Origin of the sequence: Burkholderia sp. Bp9031, assembly GCF_003857965.1 — a bacterium.
Lineage (GTDB): Bacteria > Pseudomonadota > Gammaproteobacteria > Burkholderiales > Burkholderiaceae > Burkholderia > Burkholderia ambifaria_A.
Window position 1 is genome coordinate 20,631 of sequence record NZ_QTPW01000007.1, and the last position, 19,609, is coordinate 40,239.

The following is a 19,609-nucleotide window of genomic DNA, read 5'->3' on the forward strand; positions in this document are numbered from 1 at the left end:
ATAGGACAAAACTTACCCTGATTCGGGATAACGAAGCGAAAAAAACTCAATTCGGTCGGGAATGCCGCGCGCCGCAATTGAATGGCAAGAATTACGTCGTTGCTGGCGGCCGGGCCGCCCGGCATACTGCCGGGCCGACCGGACAGCGTGCGACCTGTTGCGGGCCGCCGGAACGCGCTGCCGCGTGAGCGGCGCGTATGCTACCGCAAGCCCGCGCTTCGCGCCGCGTTTTCTTGATGGAAAACTGACTTGGATCAAATCTCCGACACCGCCACCCCGTCTTCCGACACGCTGTTGCGCATCATCGCCGCGCAGACCGAGATCGCGAAACTCGGCCTCGATCTCGGCAGTGTGATGGCTTACGTGACCGAGCAGGTGCCGCAACTCACGGGCGCGAGCGGCGCGGCGGTCGAGTTCGCCGAAGGCGACGACATGGTGTACCGCGCCGCGTCGGGCTCCGCCGCCGGGATGCTCGGGCTGCGGCTGCGCCGCTCGGGCAGCCTGTCCGGCCTGTGCGTGACGCGCGGCGAACTGCTGCGCTGCACGGATTCGGAGACCGACCCTCGCGTCGATCGCGACGCGTGCCGCCGGGTCGGGCTGCGCTCGATGCTGGTGATGCCGCTCACCCATGCGGACACGACGGTGGGCGTGCTGAAGGTAATGTCGCCGGACGTCGACGGCTTCTCGGCCGCCGATGCCGGTACGCTGCGGCTCACGGCCGACCTGATCGCCGCCGCGATGTTCCACGCGGCGCGCAACGAGGCCAACGAGCTGTACCTGCGCGCGACGCACGATGCGCTCACCGGCCTGCCGAACCGCGCGCTGTTCTACGATCGCCTGCGCCAGTCGATGCACACGGCGCTGCGCGCGAACGGCCGGCTCGGCATCCTCAACATCGACATGGACGGGCTCAAGCCGATCAACGACGGCCACGGCCACCGCGCGGGCGACGCCGCGCTGCGCGAGATCGCCACACGGATGCTCGGCGCCGTGCGGCGCTCGGATACGGTGGCGCGGGTGGGCGGCGACGAGTTCGCGGTGATCCTGCCGAACGTCGGCAGCCGCGGCGACGTCGACGCGCAACGCGCACGGCTCGCCCGGCAGGTCGGCGAGCCGTTCGAATTCGAGGGGCATCCGCTGCGGCTTGGCGTCAGTGTCGGCGTCGCGATGCTGCCCGACAACGGTACCGACATGAACGCGCTGATCGAGCATGCGGACCAGGCGATGTACGAGGTGAAGCGCACGCGCACGCAGCGGGCGGGGCACGCGTGATGCGCGACGCGCACCGCGTCCGGCCACCGGGGCCGCCCAGGCCGCGCACGCGCGGCTAACCGACCTGCGGTACCGCGATCGCCAACCCGACCACGATCCACTGCACGATCGCGACCAGCACGCCCGCACGGCACAGCCCCACCGCGCCGCGCACGCGCGCGTCGAGCGCGCGCCCTGCCTTCCCCCCATCGATCCAGCCGAGATCGGCGAGCGCGCGATCGAGCGCGGCGAGCTCGTCGTCGACCGACGCATCGCCCGACGCCGCCCGCGCCAGCGTGGCGAACAGCCGCCGGTCGATCTCGATGCGCACCGCATACCACAGCGCGGCAATCCCCGACCCGGTGCTGACCACGGCCAGCAGCACGCGCGCGATCGTCGCCGGCGCCCAGCCCGACGCGATCCACCAACCCGCGCCGGCCGCGGCCAGCGCGGCCGCGATCGCCCATGCGCCTGCATCGAGCGCACCGCGCGCCGCGGCGATCCGGAACGGTGCGGACGGGTCGCGCATCATGGCCCTCCCGTTGCGCGACGGCGGTCGATCCAGTCCTGCAGCACGGCCACGCCGTCGTCCGACCATACCGCGTGCGGCCGCACCGCCCGTACCGCCGCGAGTGCGTCGCGCGCGTCGCCGAGCCCGCGCCGCGCGGCGAGCCACGCGGCCGCGCACAACACGCTGCGCCCGTAGCCGAGCGCGCAGCAGACCAGCACGTCGCGCCCTTCGGCATGCAGGCGTTCGAGCGCCGCGACGGCCGCCGCGAGTTGCGCGGGCGTGGGCGCGACGAGGTCGAGTTGCGGCACCGCCGCATACGCGAGAGACGCGTCGGCCGCGGCCCAGCGCGGCATCTCGGCCGTCAGGTCGACGAGCGCCGTAAAGCCGTGGCGCCGCACGTCGCGCGTGGTCGGCGTGCGGCCGATCGACACGCGTTCGTCGATCCGCACCGGCGCCGGCTGCCGGAACGTCCATAGCCGCGAATTAACGAACGCACTGGCGATCGTCGGTGCGAGCAGCCAGCGGACGAATACCGGGAAGCGGCCCGCCTCGTCCTTCTGGAACGCACCGGGCGCCCCGCGCCGGTAGATCCATGCGACGCACGCGAGCGCCAGCGCGCCCCACCCGGCGGCCAACGCCCAGCCCGGTGCACGCGACACGCAGTAAAGCGCCGCGAGCGCGACCGGCGCCGCGCCGAGCGCGTAGCGGCGCGCGAGCACACGGCCGGCGGCGGACGGCGAGCCGACGGCACCCGGCAACCGCCCCGCGGCGTCGCGCAACGGAAACAGGAACAGCGCCAGGCAGCCGACGGCCGCGCCGGTCGGCACGTCGATCGCATGATGCTGGTAGGTCGTCAGCACCGACACGCCGATCGCCGCGAACCACAGATGCAGCACGATGCGCGCGGCCGTGCCGCGCAGCTGCTTCGCATAGACGGCCCACAGCACGACGAGCAGGCCGATGTGCAGCGACGGCGCCTGGTTGAACGGCTTGTCGAACCCCATCAGCAGCGTGAACAGCGCGCCTGCCACGCCGCCCGCGGCGGGCCGCTCGAAGCCGAAACGCAGCGGCCAGGCGATGAAGCATGCGACCGAGATCAGCTGCACGGTCAACAGCCGCTTCACGTGATCGAGCAGGTCGTCGCGGCGGGTCCAGAAGAGGAACGACAGCGCGTACAGCAGGTCGATCGACCAGTACGGCACGATGGACCACGGCACGAACGGAATCGCGTGCTCCCAGCCGAACGCGAAGGTCGGCACTTCGGCGCGGCGCGCGGCGAGCCAGTTCGCGAAACCGTACGTGGAAAAGAACACCGCGCCCATCGCCGCGAGCCAGCCGACGCGCAGCGCGAACGACGCGTCGCGCGCGCCGGCCGCCGGCTCGGCCAAACCCCCACCCGCGCCCGCGCCGCCGCCGAGCGCGCTCACGACGCGTCGACCCGCTGCGCGAGACTGACCGTGAAGATGCCCATCGCGTCGATGCGCTGGTCGAGCTTGCGGAAACCGGCGCGCGCGACGAGCTCGTCCATCTCGGCCTGCGAGCGGCGGCGCATCACCCAGGTCGCGTCGCCGCGGTGATTGTTCAGCGTGCGCGCGATGAATTCGAGCTGCGGATGCCACGGCTGCCCCGTGTAGACGAGATAGCCGCCGGGCGGCACGGCCTGCGCGAGCCCGCGCAGCGAGCGCTCGATCAGTGCGTTCTCGCCGAACAGCTCATACAGCCCCGACACGATCGCGAGCGTCGGGCGCGGCTCGAGCGCCGCGAGCGACGCCTCGTCGAACGCGTCGCCGCGCTCGAAGCGCGCGATCGGCTCGAGGCCGCGCTGCGCGATCAGCACGCGCCCGGCCTCGACGTTCGGCGGACTGTAGTCGCGCAGCGTGATGTCGTCGGGCGCCGCGCCGTCGCGCTCGGCGGCCGTCGCGATCGCGTCGAGCACGTAGCGTCCGTGCCCGGCCGCGATGTCGACGATCCGCACGGGTTCGCCGTGGCCGCGCAGCCGGCCGATCGCCGCGCCGATCAGCTCCTGCAGATGCACCTTGCGCTGACGGATGCCGACCCAGCCCGGCGAATCGAGATAGGTGCGGTCGATCAGCGCGCCGACGCCAAGCCGGCCCTGCGCGCGGTTGCGGTACACGTAGTCGAGCGTCGAGCCCGAATCGAAGCCGAGCCGCAGCCCGAGCGCGATGCCGTCGGACAGCGCGCCGCCGGCCTTCAGCCCTGCACGCGTGATCGCCCAGTACGCGCGTGCGAACGGGTTCGCGGGCGGCCGGCCGAGCGCCGTGTATTCGTCATGGAACGCGCCGCGCCGGTCGGCGTCGGCCAGCGACACACGCGGGCTCGGCGTATCGAACTCGCGCAGCACGAACGTGCGCAGCGGCGCGAGCGCCTGCGCGCGGTCGCGCTCGCCGAGCGTGTCGTGGTAGAAGCCGGGCAGCACGATGCGCTCCTTGCGCGCGGCGCCGAGCCGCTCGAAGAAGCTGTCCTGCGGGCCGCGATGCACGACCCAGTCGGCGCCCGAGATCAGCACTTGTGTCGGCACGGTGATCGCGGCCGCATCGGCGACGATCCGCTTCGCGGTGTCGTGCAGGTCGAGCAGCATGTTGACGGCGATCGGCCGCGTGATCAGCGGATCGGCCGCATAGCTCGCGATCCGTTCGGGGTCGTGCGTGAGGAATTTCGGCTTCACGTAGCTGTTCACGTAGAACAGTCCGCGCAGCTTGTGCATCAGCCGCAGCCCAGGCCGTGCGAACGGTACGTAGAGCTTGATGTGGAACGCCGGCGACGCGACCACGAGGCAGCGGATCGGCGGTGCGTAATCGTGTACCCAGGTGGCGGCGAGCACCGCGCCGACACTCTGCCCGACGACGGCCATGTCCTCGATCGCGATGCCGTGCAGGTCGCGGATATGCTCGACGAAGGTCTGCAGGTCGCGCACCGACGCGGCCGCGCTCGGGCTGTAGCCGCGCGCGCCGGGCGAGCGGCCGTGGCCGCGCGCATCCCACGCGAAGAACGCGAAGTCCGGCAGGTCGAGCTCGTCGACGAGGTGCGCGACGCGCGCCGAATGTTCGTGGCCGCGATGCAGCAGCACGATCGCGCCGCGGCAGCGCGGGCCCGTCGCGGGCCAGTGACGATAGAACAGCGTTTCGCCGTCGTGCGTGATGAAGTTGGCCTCGCGGGCCATGCGTGCGCTCATGCGTTTCTCTCGTTTCGTTATTCGAATCATGCGGCGCCGCCCTTCGGCGCCGGTCCGGCTGCGGCCGTCAGCCGCCCGCTTCGGCGACGCCGGCCTGCACGCGCCGCACCACCGTCACGATCGACAGCACGATCAGCACACGCCACAGCCATGCGGCGACGCTGCCGACCGGCAGACCGAAGCCGATCCACAGCGCGAACGCGCCGAGCGCAAGCGCGCGATCGCTCTTGCCGAACGGGCCGTCGTAGCGGCGCGTCGCGCCGGCGAGCGGGCCAATCAGCCCCGCGCATTCGACGATGACCGCCGTCAGCGCGAACAGCCAGACGTCTGTCGGCGCGAACGCGGGAATCGCGAGGAACGGCAGCACCAGCGCGACATCGGACACCACGTCGCCGAGCTCGTTCAGGTAGGCGCCGAGCGTGCTCTTCTGCCCGTGCTCGCGCGCGAGCATGCCGTCGATCGCATTGAGCGCCATCCGCACGAACAGCCAGATCGGGATCAGCAGGAACAGCACGCGGGCGAACACGCCGAGCCCCGCGAGCGCGCCGACGACGATCGAGCCGCCGGCCGCGAACAGCGTGACCTGGTTGGCGGTGACGCCGCGTTCGGCAAGCGAATCCGCGAGCGGACGCAGACGGTTCTGGAATTTCGGTTTGAGTGCGTAAAGGCTCATCGTTTTATTGGTTCGGCACATTCGGACACGTTTCCAGCCGCCATGCCCCGGGCGGCGCCACCACCCGAAGCGGCTGACAGGTGGTCGTAATCGTCGCCGAGCGGCCCCGACGCGTCAAGCCGCGGCCCGCTTCGCGCCGCGCCGCTCAATCTGGTGTTTTTGACGGAAACTCGCGATAATCCGCTGGCTCGTGAACGCAGCAATTCATTCGAACTGTGACCGGGCGCTCGTGCAACAGCCGATTATCACGCCGCCGACCGGCGCTTTTGCCACGACGCAACGTCCGCGGCGAGTCGTCCGATCATCGCGGCCCTGCGACAGGCAGCCACGAATTTGAAAAAACTTAAACAATGGCCGTCCGGCGCGCATCCTGCCGCGCCGGCATTCCGGGATTCCGCCCGCCGCGCGTGCGCGGCGGCGCGAACATGCACGCAGGAGGCGCCGCGCCGATGAACATCCTGAACGTCTGGCAGCGCGATTTCTTGCTGTCGATCGTGCGGCTCGTCGCCGGCGCGTATCCGGTCTGGCATCAGGCGCCGCCGTCGCCGACGCAGAAGATCTACTTCTCGAACCACACGAGCCACATCGACACGCTCGCGATCCTCGCCGCGCTGCCGCGCGACGTGCGCGCGGTCGTGCGGCCCGTCGCGGCGCGCGACTACTGGGACAGCGGCGACCTGAAGCGCCACATCGCGCAGAAACTGCTGAACGTCGTGCTGATCGACCGTCATCGCGAGACCGGCGGCGACCCGTTGGACCCGGTGCGTGACGCACTGCGGCAAGGCCACTCGATCATCATCTTCCCGGAAGGCACGCGCGGCGCCGACGTATTGCCGCAGCCGTTCAAGAGCGGCCTGTTCCATCTCGCGACCGAGTTTCCGGACGTCGCGCTAGCGCCCGTCTATCTCGAGAACCTGCAGCGCATCATGCCGAAGGGCGCGATCTGGCCCGTGCCGCTGATCTGCAAGGTGCACTTCGGCGCGAACGATGCGCTCGGCGTCGGCGAAGACAAGCCGACCTTCCTCGCCCGCATGCGCGACGCGATCGTCGCGCTCGCGCCGCCGCAGCGGCCGGCCGGCTGAACGACGCCCTCCCCTCCCTTTTCCGGACCTCTTCATGCGAACTCTCTTCTGGGAACTGGTCGCGGGCGTCACCGGCGTGCTGGTGCTCGCGACCGTGATCGGCGCGATCCTCGGCGCGCGCAGCGGCGGCACCAGCGCAACCATCGTCAACCTGAACCAGCGCATCCGAGCGTGGTGGGCGATGATCGCGATCATGGTCATCGCGATCAGCCTCGGCAACAACGTCACGTACCTCGTGTTCGCGCTGCTGTCGTACCTGACGCTGCGCGAATTCATCACGCTCACGCCGACCACCGCGAGCGACCATACGACGCTGTTCATCGCGTTCTTCGTCGCGATTCCGGTGCAGTACCTGCTGCTCGCGATCAACTGGTACGGGATGTACTCGATCTTCGTGCCGGTGCACCTGTTCTTCGCGATGTCGCTCGTGTCGGCGCTCACGCAGGACACGCGCGAATTCCTGAGCCGCAATGCGAAGATCAACTGGGCGCTGATGGTGTGCGTGTACGGGCTGAGCCACGCGCCGGCCGTGCTGATCCTCGACATTCCGCGCTACGTGGGGCAGAACGCGCTGCTGTTGTTCTTCTTCCTGTTCGTCGTGCAGATCAGCGACGTGCTGCAGTATGTGGTCGGCAAGCTGTGCGGACGCCGCAAGATCGCGCCGCGCCTGTCGCCGTCGAAGACGGTCGAAGGCTTCGTCGGCGGCGGCCTGCTCGCGACGCTGTGCGGTGCATCGCTGTATCGCGTGACGCCGTTCAGCTTCGGCGCGGCGTTCGGGATCTCGCTCGCGATCGTGATCGCGGGCTTCGTCGGCGGTCTCGTGCTGTCGGCCGTGAAGCGCTCGCTCGGCACCAAGGACTGGGGCTCGATGATCGCGGGACACGGCGGGATGCTCGATCGCGTCGATTCGATCTGCTTCGCGGCGCCCGTGTTCTTCCACCTCGTGCGCTACCTGTACGTGTGATGTGCGGGCGGCGCGACGCCGCCCGGTTCCGCGCGCGCGCCGCTCAATACCCGTCACGCACGGCCTTCGGCACGATGTAGCGGCCGCGCGATGCGTCGAACTTCACCGTATGGCGCACGTGAATCGCGCGATCGCCTCGCGTGCCGGTTTCGGTCACGATCAGCGGGTAGACGCTATCGTCGGCGCTCGTGTCCGGCGCAATCGCGAAGCGGCGTTCCTCGCAGCGAGCCGGATCGTTCGCGCATTCGGTCGATTCCGCATTGTCGAGCGCTTCGTCGATGCGCGCCGCCGCCAGCACCAGCGCGTCGCCGTACGGCAGCCAGATCGAGCGGATGCTTTGCGTATAGCCTTGCCGCGAGTCGCTGTTGCCGATGACGAAACCGAACATGTGCGGCCCGAGCCGCTGGATGCTCACCGTGCCGGGCTCGCCGCGCCCGCCGGACGCGATGCCCGTCTTCTTCAGCACCGGTTCGAGCGTCGCCCCGTCCTGCGAAGGTCGCAGCACGTACAGGTCGATCGTGCCCGGCGTGGCATCGGAATCCATCCCCGGCCTCCCGTTCTGCACGGCGTCCTCGGTCTCGCCGCACATCGCGAGCAGCGTGCGCGGGCCGTCGGCCGTCGCGACGCGCAGCGATCCGCACGATGCGTAGATGAAATCGCCGGCGTCCGACTGCCAGCCCTTGCGATCGGCACGCCACGTGCCGTACGTGTCATGGATGAACGTTTGCAGCTCGCGTTCGGGAGGCGCCGGTTCGGCGGCATGAACAGGTGACAATGCGGCGAGCGCGGTGAACACCGCGACGGCGGACAGTGCGGCGAGCGCTGCCGCGACCCGGCGGCCGCGCACGCCCTCGCCATTCGCGTCGGCGGGCGTTACGATCTCGTTCTTCATTCCAGGATCCGGTCGATGCGCGCGACCCGTGCCGCACGCGCGGGCCGATGCCCGCGAGCCCGTAGCCTACACGCACGGCACGGCATCGCAAGCGCGCATCGGCGCGAGCCGCATCACGCTGGCGCCGTATCGGCGGCGGCACGCACGACGTGGTGTTCGCGGGCGGCAGCCTCGCGGCCGATCCGTTCGGCAACCTGATGTTCGAAGCCGGTTACGGCGAATCGCGTCACACGGTCGAACTCGATCTCGATCAGGTCGCCGCGTCGCGCGCGGTCTACGACTCTCGTGCGGATCAGCGCCTGCACGTCACCGGCAAACGCGTAGAGCACGCGGACGGTCGCCGCGAACTGCTGATTCCGTAACAAGCGCCTACCCGCCCCTTTACTATCTCCACTCTCCGGTCATCGGGGCTTTGGCCAGCCCACCTCGGCATCGCCACCTGACAACTCGGTCGAGCCGCGAACCTGCATCGCCAAGCTCAAGACTCACGGTCGACTGCCGTTCGCCGTCGATAGGGCTTTCCACCATCGACGCACTTCTTGTAACCGTCGCCCGCGCTGATGGCGTACTCGTCGCCTATCTGCACGGACTGCCCATGCGCCGCAGCGATGATCGTCGCAGCCGCTTGCTCGATGCGGCGTACGCCGCGCTCGCTTCGACTGATCAACGGGCAGCTTGCCGAGTTCGTCCGTGCTGCGTTGCGCGTCTTCATCGTATGGCTTGGTGTCCGCCGGGGGATCATGGCTGACGCCAATCTTAAAGCACGTCCACCCGTTACGGAACGTTTCATCACCATGCAGCGCAAGCGCGACATCGGTCGTTACGGGATGAGGGCCATCCATGACGAGAGCTGCGAGCCGCTGCACCTCTGGCTCAAGATCGCCGGCCGCTGGCTGATCCACGACGTAGGCTTCCACGCCGGGCAAAAGCTCCAGGCTCATGTTGAACACGGCAAGCTCACCATCACCGCGGCCTGAACACCGAGCTTCGACTCATCACACACCAAGGGCCGCTTACGCGGCCCTTGGCTCTTACTTCAGTCTATTCATACATTGTTGCGGCAACCACAATATCCGCGAGAACCCTCCAATTCATCGTATCAAGCTTCACCTCATTAGCTATACCCATATTTTTGTAATAGCCATCCATATCTTCAACCCAGGAAGCCATTGCCTCAAGATACGAATCAACAGTGTTGTTCTCGATCGCCCCCCCATTTCTTATTGATTTCACAAAATCAGCCATAAAATCAACAAAATCTTCCCTTGTCTTGATTTCCGCCACTCTCTTTCTGTCAATCGTCATTTCAATCAACGGTCATTGACTGACCATTCTCCATCTTCAAGCGAATAGATGTCCCACCACTCTTGGTACTCATCTTCCACATCTGGTTATCAACCTCGTCCTTTGACGCCATTTGATATGGCATGCACTTGCGTGCCAATTTGAATGCCGCGAGCCGCCTGTGATCAAGCGTCCACAGCTTCCCAGCACCATCCTTCCAAATCTTAGTCTTCAATATATTAGGATCGAGTGTTCCATCCTGCAAAGCTTGTGCGTTCCCGAGAACCGTATAGTCACCCGTTACATTCTTTGCGCTGCTTTGCATAAAATGCACCTGAGAGGGATCTATTGTTCCCGCCGGGCAATCACAGGGACAACGCTTCGACAAACCTAACGGATCAACCCACCCGATCGGATTCGGCGCATACTGATAGGCGTTGAGACCACCAGCTAATCCAATCGGATCCGTGCTAATGAACCGCCCACTACCCGGATCGTAGTACCGATGGCGGTTATAGTGCAGGCCCGTCTCGTGATCGAAGTACTGCCCCTGGAAGCGAATCGGATTACGAATGCCAGCCTTGCGAGCCGCCTCGCTGATCACCTCCTTCGCTTCGCCCCATGCACGATAGCGCGCACTCCACGCAATCTCGCCCTGCGCGTCCGTCACCTCCTGCGGCGTTCCGATCTGGTCACACTGGTAATAGCCGATCTGCGTAAATGCTGTCGGCTTGTTCGTACGACTCCACAGCGGGTCCCGGTCAATGTCATAGTGCTCATCATATTCCGGCCGCTCGTGCAGCGGAATCCATCCCGCATGGCTCGCCTGCGCCATCGGCACAAAGCTGTTCGGCTCGTACACATAGTGCGTCGTGCGGCCACTGCCGCCATGCTCGCCCGAGCCACTCTCCCACGCCAGCGTATCACCGTCCCACCCGTACAGCGTCAAACCATATCCATGCTCCGCATTGAGCCGTGCCGTCTCGATTGCCCGATAGTCGCTACCGTCAAGCGAACTGTTTCGAACCCGCGCATTCGACTCCTTCCCCACCCGCCGGCCTAATGCGTCGTACCAATAGCGCACGATCACCTTGCCGGTATCAAACCGAACGAGCCGATCGAAACCGTCCCATTCGTACCATGCCTGATCGCCGTTGCGCCGACGTTCTTTCAGGTTGCCATATTCATCCCACGTATAGTACGTACCCGCATACTCGCGTAGCAAGTTGTCCAGCAGCGCCGGGCGTCCCTGGATTCGACTCGAATACCCCGGCGTGCCTCGCACCGGATCGGGCTCGAAGTGCCGCGTCTGCGCATCGTCCAGCAGGTTGCTCGCCGGATCGAATGCAAAGGTTTCCTCGCCCAGCATGCCGGTGGCCGCCACGAGCCGACCGATCGGATCGTAGCGATAGGTTCGCATGCCGTTCTGCGTGTCCTCGATCCGCTCCAGCTGGCCGGCGTGATCGTAGGTGTAGCTGCGCTGCACAAGCCGTTTCCCACCCTGCGTCTCGCCCCGACTTGCTGTCAGCTTCTGTTGTAGCAACCGCCCGGCCGGATCGTACGCTTGCGTCTGCGTCAGCCCGTTACCCTGCACCCGTTCGATTTCGCGGTGCACGTCGTCCCGCTCGATCTGCACCAGTTCCGTATCGTCGAGCAGCATGCCGTGCACATGGCCGCTGCCATACGTCAGTACGCTCACCCGGTGGCCGTCCGGGCGGATCGTCGCCACGCGGTTATTCAGCACATCGTATTCGTGACGCCATACTGCGACAGGCTGGTCTTTCAGGAAGCGGAAGTGCTGATGCTCGCGCGTGACGTTGCCCGCGTCATCGTGGAACCACTGCAACCGACTCGCATCGCTCTCCGCGAGAATCATCTGGCCGTTGCCGTTGTACGCGAATCGCTCGCGCTTGCCGTACTTCCATTCGCGGCTGCCCGGCTCCCATTGGCCCGTCTGGCGCGAAGTCAGTCGGCCGACCGCATCGAATTCGACGGTCGTAATCCGATGCTCCTGCTCCCCACTCACCACATCCTGAAGCACACCCGACGCCGGGTCATACCGGTATCGGGTCGTCTTGCCATCAAAGCCGGTCTCCGCCAGCAGTCGGCCTACGGGATCGTACGCAAACGACGTCTCGCGACCGCTCTCGTTCTTCAACGCCTCCAGACGGCCCAACTTGTCCCATCGATAGCCCAGCGTCTCGCCATTGGCATCGGTGCGCGTGGCAATCAGGCCCGCGCCCGAATAGCGCCATTCGGTACGGCGCCGCAGTCCGTCGACGTGCGCCAGCAGCCGTCCTTCCGCATCCCGCTCAAATTGCTCGACGACACCATCGGGGCGCGTGACTTCCGTCAGTTGCCCTTGTGCGTAGCGGTACTGCGTCGTACTCCCCGCTGCGTCCGTGAATTGCGCGAGCTGCCCGCGTTCGGTGTATTGCCATCGACTGGTCTTGCCCGAACAATCCGTATACGACGTCAACTGGCCGGCCGGGCTATAGGCGAGTTGTTTCTTTCCACCCTTCGCGTCAATTATTTCGATCGGCAGGCCGAGCGCGTTGTTCGTGTATTCCGTCTTGTTGCCGAGCGGATCGATTTCCTCGGTCAGTTGATCCTTGGTATTGTAGTCGCGCAGCCACACGCCACCTTCGCCGTCGCGAATCTTGCGCACGTTGTCGCGGGCGTCGTACGCAAAATACACCGTATGGCCGTCAGCCCGTGTATGCGAAACCTGGTTACTGCGATCGTCGTAGGTAAAAGTCTCAACGGTTCCGTCCGGATGAATGTGACGAACGATGTTCTTCGCCTCATCCCGGAAAAGCCATTCCGAACGCCCGTCCGCATGCCGGATGCGGTACGTATAGCCCAGAATGTCGTAGTAGTACCAGGTCTCGTGCCCCAGCGCGTCGGTGACATAGGTCAACCGAATGTTCGGGTCCCGCTCCAGCTTCGTATCGTAGCTGCCGTCATCAGCCCACTCACGCACCGCCCTGGCTGTCGCACCCTCACCGTCCCAGCGCAGATTCATGCCTCGCCCCGTGCGGTCCGTGTAGCGCGTGATCAGGTGGTGGTGATACGTATAGCTGCGGCTTGCCCCGTTCTCATCAGCGGCCTCGACTAAATCGCCGGCTTCGTCAAACGTATAGTTCGCGAGCTGACGCACCAACTGGTTGTTCTCGATCAACCACAATTGCGCGATGCGCCCCTGAGCGTCGGGCATCAAGTGAACGTGGGCATCGATCTCAATCTCATCGCCGTGATAGGCCATCAGATCGGACGGCAACAGCGTATGGCCGGGTACGGTCGCCGGGTGATCATAGGCGATCACCAATCCCTCGCCGTTGCGCAGCACGATATTTGTCAGTCGGAAATGCTCGCTGTGGCGCTCATAGGTCTCTTTCGCATCGTAGCCACGCGCGAGCGTGATGGCGCGATCGGACACCCGTACCAACGTCACATTCTCGATGGCGTCGTAATGAAACGCCCCGACCTTCGGCAGCGGGTACGCATGCGTACGCCCGTCCGCCGCGTGATAGCGGAGGCTTTCCGGCAGCGCGTCGTTCTGCACGATGTCCAGCCGCGTCATGTACGGCGTGATCCAGCGCGCACCCATCGGCCCGTCGTCATAGGCAGCGAGATCCGACCGGTACTGACGGCTCCAGGTGAACGGGAATGGCCCCGGCAACGTGAAGTCATCGTGCTCAAGACGCTCGGCTCCACGCGCAAAACTGATACTGCCGATGGTCCCTGCACACTCCTTGCAGCCGCCATCGGTTTTGGCATCTGCCTGCACAGGAATACCGTCGATAGCGCCTTGGCCCTGATTCTTGGCAGCCTGGCCGCTCTTGTTTTCCGGAACGTTGGTGCCCTGGCCCTTTCGAGCATTCCTCTTCCGATACGCTTGAACCACCGCCAGCAGCAACGTCAACAGCTTGGCCATCGCGCCGACGCGTGGATCGGCGAGTTTGGCCAACGCGCCCTTGCACATCCCGGCGAGCTCTCGAATCTTCCGGTCTACGTCAGCGGCAATCTGCTCCCGCTGTTGTTTGGTCGTGGTGGCATTCACAACCGCATTGGATTGCGCCTCCACGCCCGCCTTGATTGCGTGATAGAGCGCCCAAAAGCCTTTCTGGATACTCGTAGCCGGATCGCGTACAAAGATCTCCGCCGCCTGACTGGCCTCCTTTGCCGCCAACTTCGCGTTGCCCTCCGCGTTCAACTGACCCAACGCTGCCTTCTTCATGCCCTGGGCCATGTCCAGCAGCATTTTCTCCAGCAACTCGCCCGCGTCCTTGAGCATCGCGTCCAGTCGGACCTGCGCCTCCTGCACAAACTTCTCCAGGTCCCCGACGATGGTCGCATTCAGATGGGCGGCAAACAGACCGACCAGCACATCGTTGGCCTGGACCTTCACCGCCTCTTTCGCCGCCACTTTCAACTGGGCCGCCAGCTCCTGGCGAGCCCCCAGCAGCATCGGTCTGAGGCTCATCCGTGCCGCCGCCAAAGTCGGCGGCACGGGAATGACGCCGATCAGGTCGATGCCGATGCCCACCCAGTCCATCGCATCGCTAGATGGCTTGTTGTACAACTCCTTCACGCCCAGCGCCACGCTGACCAGAGCGATAACGTTGCCGACCACCGGCAGTCCCTGTGCAACGTTGCTGAGTCGCTCCAGGGTGACGGCTCCACCGCTGATCTGCTGGAGCCACTGATCGAACTTGCGCGAGGCGGCAGCAATGTCTTCCGGATGAATGGTGTTCAGCGGCGCAACAGCCAACTGCGGTGGACGAGCAGCAACAGCAGTCGAAGATCCAGTCATAGCGAGAAATCGAGAAAAATTCAGGAATAGGGGAATGCAGCGCGAGATCCGTCGATCAGCGTGTCCGCTATGCGAAATCGGGGGTACGCCCGCCTGGCATGGGCTGAGCGCTTCCAGCCCCGGCCTTGATGGGCACGTCCGTCGCACCCAGCAGCGCCTGGGCACCGGAGAGTCCCGCGCTAGCCATGCCGCCCACACCGCCGGCTTTGAACGCCCCTGTCAGTTGGCTCAATTGCTGGCTCGCCTGTGCGGCCATACCGGCTCCCGACAGCACCTGTGATGCAATATCGCGTGCCTGCGGGGGAGCCTCGGCTGGTGCTGTCCCCGCGCCGCCCGGAGCGACGTCCGGCCATTCGGCCTTGCGCGCATAACTGCTCGGACTCCAGGGATCTGCGTTGTCGGTGCCAAATGTCACGTGTGCCGGGCCGGGCGCCAAACCGCTGACTGCGGCGTATCCCTTGGCGCTCAATACGCCCGTCGCGACTCGCCCCAGCGCATCCTCGACCCGGTATGACGACATCACCCCGCGCTGAATCGCATACGTGTTGAACAGTTCCAGATTGCCCTTGCCCGGTGGCAGTGGCTCAGGAAACACCGCCACCTGACTCTTCGGTCCCGTGTACGTAAAGCTCCCCGCGTGCGCCGTATAGCCACCTGCCGTCATGTGGGTAATGCCGCCGCTGGTGTAATGCGTGGCGCTGCCCCCGCCGCTGACCACCAGTTCTTCCTGTGCGGTGATCGTGATGCGGTTCGCCGTGGCCGTCATGTTCAGCTTCGCCAGCAGCGCCAGGTTGTCCTTCAGCGCCTTCAGCTCGATGTCACCCGACATCGCGACCAACCTCCACCCGCTCGACTGCACCAGCGTGCGCACGCCACGCGCGACGCTCACCAACAGCCGCTTGCCCACCGATATGCCGACGTGCCCGCCCGCGGTCAGCGCGAGATGCTCGCCCGATGCAAGATGGGTCGACTGCGGTGTGGTAGCTGCGATCCCGGACGCGCCCGCCAGTACCAACATTGGAGTGCTCATCTGCGGAAACTGGCCGGATTGCGCGCTGACCGAGCCACTACCCTGAATGTCATCGCGCTGCGCCTGAAGTGCCTTGGCCACCGCGTCCTGGTCGCCTGCCTCTTGCGCCTGCTGTTCACGCGCGGTGGACGCGAACGTGTCCTGCTGGTCGTGGGCCACCGACAGACGCTCAATCGTCTCGGCCATGTCCTTGACCGGCTGCGCCGCGCCGTCTCTCGCCTCGGTCGTGATCAGGATGCCTTGATTCGCACGCACCACGCCCCAGGCCATCGTCGCCAACTCGAACCCTTCGCCGCGCTCCTCTAGCCGGCCCGGACGCCCTTCGATACGCGTGTTGTAGCCCAGCACAAGTCGCGATTGGGCGTGGTCGCTTGTCAACTGGACCTGCAACTTGTCCGGCGTGTCGTCGACCACGACCTGGTTCACCTGAGCGCCCGTCAGACTCATGCTGCGCCAGCCCATCAACGCCTGGTTCTTCGGCAACTCCCACGGCGGCTGGTTGAACTGGTTGACCTGGCGATCCGATATATACGGCTTGTCCGCATCGCCTTCGTGATAGCTCACCGTCACTTCCTGCCCGATACGGGGCAGCGCCACGAAGCCGAATCCGCCGCCCTGCCAGGGCGACGACACGCGCACCCAGCAGCTCGAGTTCTCGTTTTGCTCGCCGAGCCGGTCCCAGACAAATTGGATCTTCGCGCGCGCATAGCCATCGATCCACATAGGCTGGTCCTCTGGACCGACCACCACGGCGGTTTCCGGCCCGCATGGCGGCTTGCCCTGCAACGGGCTTCGGAAAATTGCATTGGCAGGCTGCAGCACAAAATCCGATACGCATAGATACGGATCGCCGCCCGTGGTTTCGTCATTATTGCGAATCTCGATCGTGGTCGAGATCACCAGAAAATCGGCGTTCGTGCTCGTCTGAGGATGACCTTGAACATGCAGGGTATGTCCGACCGCGAGCCCGCGCAGATTGCCTCGGCCCTTCGCACGCTGCCCTTTGCAGCGCTCGGCATCGACACGCACCCCCGCCAGATACTGCGCTTCGCGCGCAGCATTGTTCCGCGTCCCGGACAGCCCCATCGTGCCCGCGAGCGGCTGCGAGTAGTCGCCCCACGCATAGTGCTCGGCATTATCGAAGGCAACGTCGCTGTGCCGATCGACTGAATTGGACAGGTTCGCCCGCGATTGCGTCGAATCGTAGTCAATCAGACTGGCCGATCCGGGCGTCAGCAGACGCGATACGGTCAAGCGGTAAATATGCTCCTCGTCGACACGTGCGCCGGCCGGTGCCTGATAGAGAACCGAGTCGTACATGTCCCCGTGCGGCTGATGTGATCCAGACGAGTCGCACAGCACCAGCGTCGAGCCGTCCATGAAGTAATAGATACCCCACTCGCTCCACATCCGGGTGAGGAATTCGAAATCCGATTCCCACACCTGCCGCACGTAATCGCGTGGTGGATAGACGCCGTTCAAACCGTTCGCGCCGAGCCGCAATTCGTACTTGAATGGATAGAGGCTCGAACCGAGCACCGCTTCCGTGATCTCGACCACGCTCTTGTTCTGGAAGATGCGGTTCTCGCGATTGAGCGTCGTCAGCCACAACCACGGACGCACACTCATCTCGTAATACGCGTACCGATCGTCTTCGCCTACGAATGACAATTCGGTGATCAACCCGGTGATCTCGCGCTTGCCGGCGCCCTGATTACCCAAGCCCGCGCCGCCGGGCATGCCGGGAATAAACGTTCCCTTGCCATCGAATTCAATCGAGATGGTCAGTTCGGTTCCAATCAGCTTGTCTGCCTGAATGCGTTCACGCGCCGCATAGACGGGCAGTGTCGGCAGACTCAATGTCTTGAGTTCCAGACTGAACGTGGAAAGCTTGCCCAGCTCTTCGATACCACGAAATTTGATCGGCAGGAGAATCGGCTCTCCTGCGACTGCGGGCAACGCGACGCCCGAAATCGACACGACGCGGGACTGCGCGGGTAAATACATGAATTCCTCGTCTCGGCAAGCGCGGCGCCCCGACCTCATTCATCGTGTGACGCTTCGGGAGTCAGCACAGAATCACCCGTCTCACTTGAGGCAATCTGGCTCTTCCACATAATTAGCACGACGGCGACGCCATCCTCAATCAGACAAGTCTGAATATTCAAATTGTTGATATTTAAAACAGGGCAATCGCATGAAGGGCCGTTAACAATCAACGAGTTGGGCGTCGTGCTCGGACAGGTTCGCACGGCGGAAAAGAGCAATGAGATCACGGCGATCCCGGCGCTCCTGAATGCGCTGCTGCTCAAGGGCGCCATCGTGACGATCGATGCGATGGGCTGCCAACGTGCCATCGCGCAGAAAATCGTCGAGCTCGGCGCCGACTACGTGCTTGCGGTCAAGGAAAAGCAATCCGCGCTGCTGTCGCGCATTCGCACAGCGTTGGACGCAATCGAACGCGTTCCGGCCGCTTATGCAGACTGCACAAGCGAATACCGGGAAGTCGAAAAGGGGCTCGGTCGTATCGAAACGCGCCGCTGCGTCGCCAGCAATGTCCTGACGCGCGGGGAGCAAGGGCCTGAGCTCTGGCCAGGCCTGAATACCATCGCGATGGTCGAGTCGACTCGGGAAATTGGCGATGCGGTTGCCACCGAGCGACGCTATTACGTCTGCAGCTTGCCACCAGACGCTGCACGCATCGCACATGCCGCGCGTTCGCACTGGGCCATCGAGAACGGCATGCATTGGGCGCTTGATATGGCATTCGGTGAAGACCAGTGTCGCGTGCGGGTGAACAACGCTGCACAGAACTTCGCTGTCCTGCGACGAATCGCGCTGAACCTGCTACGCCAGGACCGCACGACAAAAGCCGGATTGAAAAACCGGCGTATGTTGGCATGTGCCAATGACCGCTATCTAGTCGGTCCTGAACAATCCGGATCGGCTTATGTGGCGCGGTTCTGATCGACATATGAGGTTATGAGAATTGCAGGGTACGGGCATATTGGCGCGTGAAACCTGCAAATTTCGACGAGGTGCGGATGGGTCCGAAGACGCCTGTGACGGAGGGGGATTTCTTCCGGCAGCCGCCGCGCGAACAGATCAACTTGAAGCATCCGCTGGTCGGTTTGGCCGATCTGATCAACTGGGATCGATTGGGCGCATCGATGAGTGAGAGCTTCGTTTCACGCAAGGGTCGTCCAGCCACGCCACCAAGGCTGATTGCCGGATTGCGCTATTTGCAGCACGCCTTCGACCTGTCCGATGACGAGGTTGTCTGGCAATGGGTCGAGAACCCGTATTGGCAGGTGTTCACCGGCGAGACGTACTTGCAGACCGAGCCGCCGATCGACCCATCGAGCCTGACGCGCTGGCGCAAGCGACTGGGCGAAGCCGGTGTTGAAGAGTTGCTGGCCGAGACCATCGAAGCTGCCAAGCGCGCGGGTGTGATCAAGGCCTCGAGCGTGAAGCGCGTGATCGTTGACACGACGGCGATGGAAAAAGCGATCGCCCATCCCACCGATTCGCGCTTGCTCGACCGTGGCTACAAGGGTGTCGCTGTCGACGGCGTGAAGATTTACCACCCGGGATTGCGGCGCGGGATCACGCGTGGGCTGCGCGCGATGATCCGACGGCGAAGCGCGATCGAGCCGCCATCGGTCACATGAAGGCGGACGGTAAACTCGATCGGAACTGGCTCAAAGGTGCGCTTGGCGATGCGATGCACGCGGTGCTATGCGGTGCCGGCCACAACCTGCGCATGATCCTCAGAAGGCTGCGGCTTTTTTACGCCCTTGTTCTGATCGCTTTGCTCAACCGCGTCGCGGCTATCGCCTCGACTGCGTGAGGCGCGATACAGCGCAAAATGAATTGTTCAGGGCCGACTACTTATCAAGATGACAAGAAGCAG

At 64.8% G+C, this 19,609-nt stretch carries 13 protein-coding genes and 2 pseudogenes; 7 read left to right on the plus strand and 8 right to left on the minus strand.

Translation table 11 applies throughout. From position 1 onward, the window contains the following. Positions 1-249 precede the first annotated feature (249 nt). The gene (locus tag DIE15_RS11345; RefSeq protein WP_124833226.1) at positions 250-1,272 is read left to right on the plus strand and encodes a sensor domain-containing diguanylate cyclase; all 1,023 of its coding nucleotides are present in this window, start codon (positions 250-252) and stop codon (positions 1,270-1,272) included. 55 nt (positions 1,273-1,327) lie between these two features. On the opposite strand, the gene DIE15_RS11350 is transcribed toward DIE15_RS11345, so the two are convergent. The 4 genes from DIE15_RS11350 to DIE15_RS11365 form a co-directional block, all read right to left on the minus strand. Continuing rightward, the gene (locus DIE15_RS11350; RefSeq protein WP_057928436.1) at positions 1,328-1,780 is read right to left on the minus strand and encodes a hypothetical protein; all 453 of its coding nucleotides are present in this window, start codon (positions 1,778-1,780) and stop codon (positions 1,328-1,330) included. Beyond that, positions 1,780-3,189 carry a phosphatase PAP2/dual specificity phosphatase family protein gene (locus DIE15_RS11355; RefSeq protein ID WP_124833227.1) on the minus strand — a complete coding sequence of 470 codons (1,410 nt, stop codon included), beginning with the start codon at positions 3,187-3,189 and terminating at the stop codon, positions 1,780-1,782. The genes DIE15_RS11350 and DIE15_RS11355 overlap by 1 nt, the downstream gene beginning before the upstream one ends. Further along, a complete protein-coding gene (locus DIE15_RS11360) occupies positions 3,186-4,955 on the minus strand; it encodes a bifunctional alpha/beta hydrolase/class I SAM-dependent methyltransferase (RefSeq protein ID WP_124833228.1) in 1,770 nt (589 codons plus the stop codon). The genes DIE15_RS11355 and DIE15_RS11360 overlap by 4 nt, the downstream gene beginning before the upstream one ends. A 67-nt stretch (positions 4,956-5,022) precedes the next feature. Beyond that, the gene (locus DIE15_RS11365; RefSeq protein WP_057928351.1) at positions 5,023-5,628 is read right to left on the minus strand and encodes a CDP-alcohol phosphatidyltransferase family protein; all 606 of its coding nucleotides are present in this window, start codon (positions 5,626-5,628) and stop codon (positions 5,023-5,025) included. A gap of 449 nt (positions 5,629-6,077) precedes the next feature. Here DIE15_RS11365 and DIE15_RS11375 point away from each other — a divergent pair, with 449 nt between their 5' ends. Further along, a complete protein-coding gene (locus DIE15_RS11375) occupies positions 6,078-6,710 on the plus strand; it encodes a lysophospholipid acyltransferase family protein (protein WP_057928437.1) in 633 nt (210 codons plus the stop codon). Between the two features lie 34 nt (positions 6,711-6,744). After that, positions 6,745-7,674: a phosphatidate cytidylyltransferase gene (locus DIE15_RS11380; RefSeq protein ID WP_057928352.1), complete on the plus strand. Its 930-nt coding sequence runs from the start codon at positions 6,745-6,747 to the stop codon at positions 7,672-7,674. A 43-nt stretch (positions 7,675-7,717) separates the two neighbouring features. Here the strand turns inward: DIE15_RS11380 and DIE15_RS11385 are convergent, their stop codons facing one another. Beyond that, positions 7,718-8,566 carry a topoisomerase IV gene (locus DIE15_RS11385; protein WP_124833229.1) on the minus strand — a complete coding sequence of 283 codons (849 nt, stop codon included), beginning with the start codon at positions 8,564-8,566 and terminating at the stop codon, positions 7,718-7,720. Positions 8,567-8,715: 149 nt separating this feature from the next. Here DIE15_RS11385 and DIE15_RS11395 point away from each other — a divergent pair, with 149 nt between their 5' ends. Together DIE15_RS11395 and DIE15_RS11400 are read left to right on the plus strand one after the other, a co-directional pair. Next, complete coding sequence (locus tag DIE15_RS11395; protein WP_260428228.1) at positions 8,716-8,928, plus strand: hypothetical protein; 213 nt, start codon at positions 8,716-8,718, stop codon at positions 8,926-8,928. Positions 8,929-9,004: 76 nt separating this feature from the next. Continuing rightward, a pseudogene (locus tag DIE15_RS11400) lies at positions 9,005-9,249 on the plus strand (IS110 family transposase); the annotation flags it as partial. Positions 9,250-9,607: 358 nt separating this feature from the next. On the opposite strand, the gene DIE15_RS11410 reads toward DIE15_RS11400, so the two are convergent. The 3 genes from DIE15_RS11410 to DIE15_RS11420 all read right to left on the minus strand — a co-directional run bounded on the left by DIE15_RS11410 (position 9,608) and on the right by DIE15_RS11420 (position 17,703). Beyond that, the gene (locus DIE15_RS11410) at positions 9,608-9,871 is read right to left on the minus strand and encodes a hypothetical protein (protein WP_124833230.1); all 264 of its coding nucleotides are present in this window, start codon (positions 9,869-9,871) and stop codon (positions 9,608-9,610) included. Between the two features lies 1 nt (position 9,872). Further along, complete coding sequence (locus tag DIE15_RS11415; RefSeq protein WP_124833231.1) at positions 9,873-14,666, minus strand: RHS repeat-associated core domain-containing protein; 4,794 nt, start codon at positions 14,664-14,666, stop codon at positions 9,873-9,875. A gap of 67 nt (positions 14,667-14,733) precedes the next feature. Further along, positions 14,734-17,703, minus strand: a complete 2,970-nt coding sequence (locus DIE15_RS11420) for a type VI secretion system Vgr family protein (protein ID WP_185734425.1) — start codon at positions 17,701-17,703, stop codon at positions 14,734-14,736. A 225-nt stretch (positions 17,704-17,928) separates the two neighbouring features. Here DIE15_RS11420 and DIE15_RS11425 point away from each other — a divergent pair, with 225 nt between their 5' ends. Further along, entirely contained in the window at positions 17,929-18,663 is a 735-nt protein-coding gene (locus DIE15_RS11425; RefSeq protein ID WP_185734427.1) for an ISAs1 family transposase, read from the plus strand. Positions 18,664-18,740: 77 nt separating this feature from the next. Further along, positions 18,741-19,546, plus strand: a pseudogene (locus DIE15_RS11430) (transposase). The last annotated feature ends 63 nt before the right edge of the window (positions 19,547-19,609 follow it).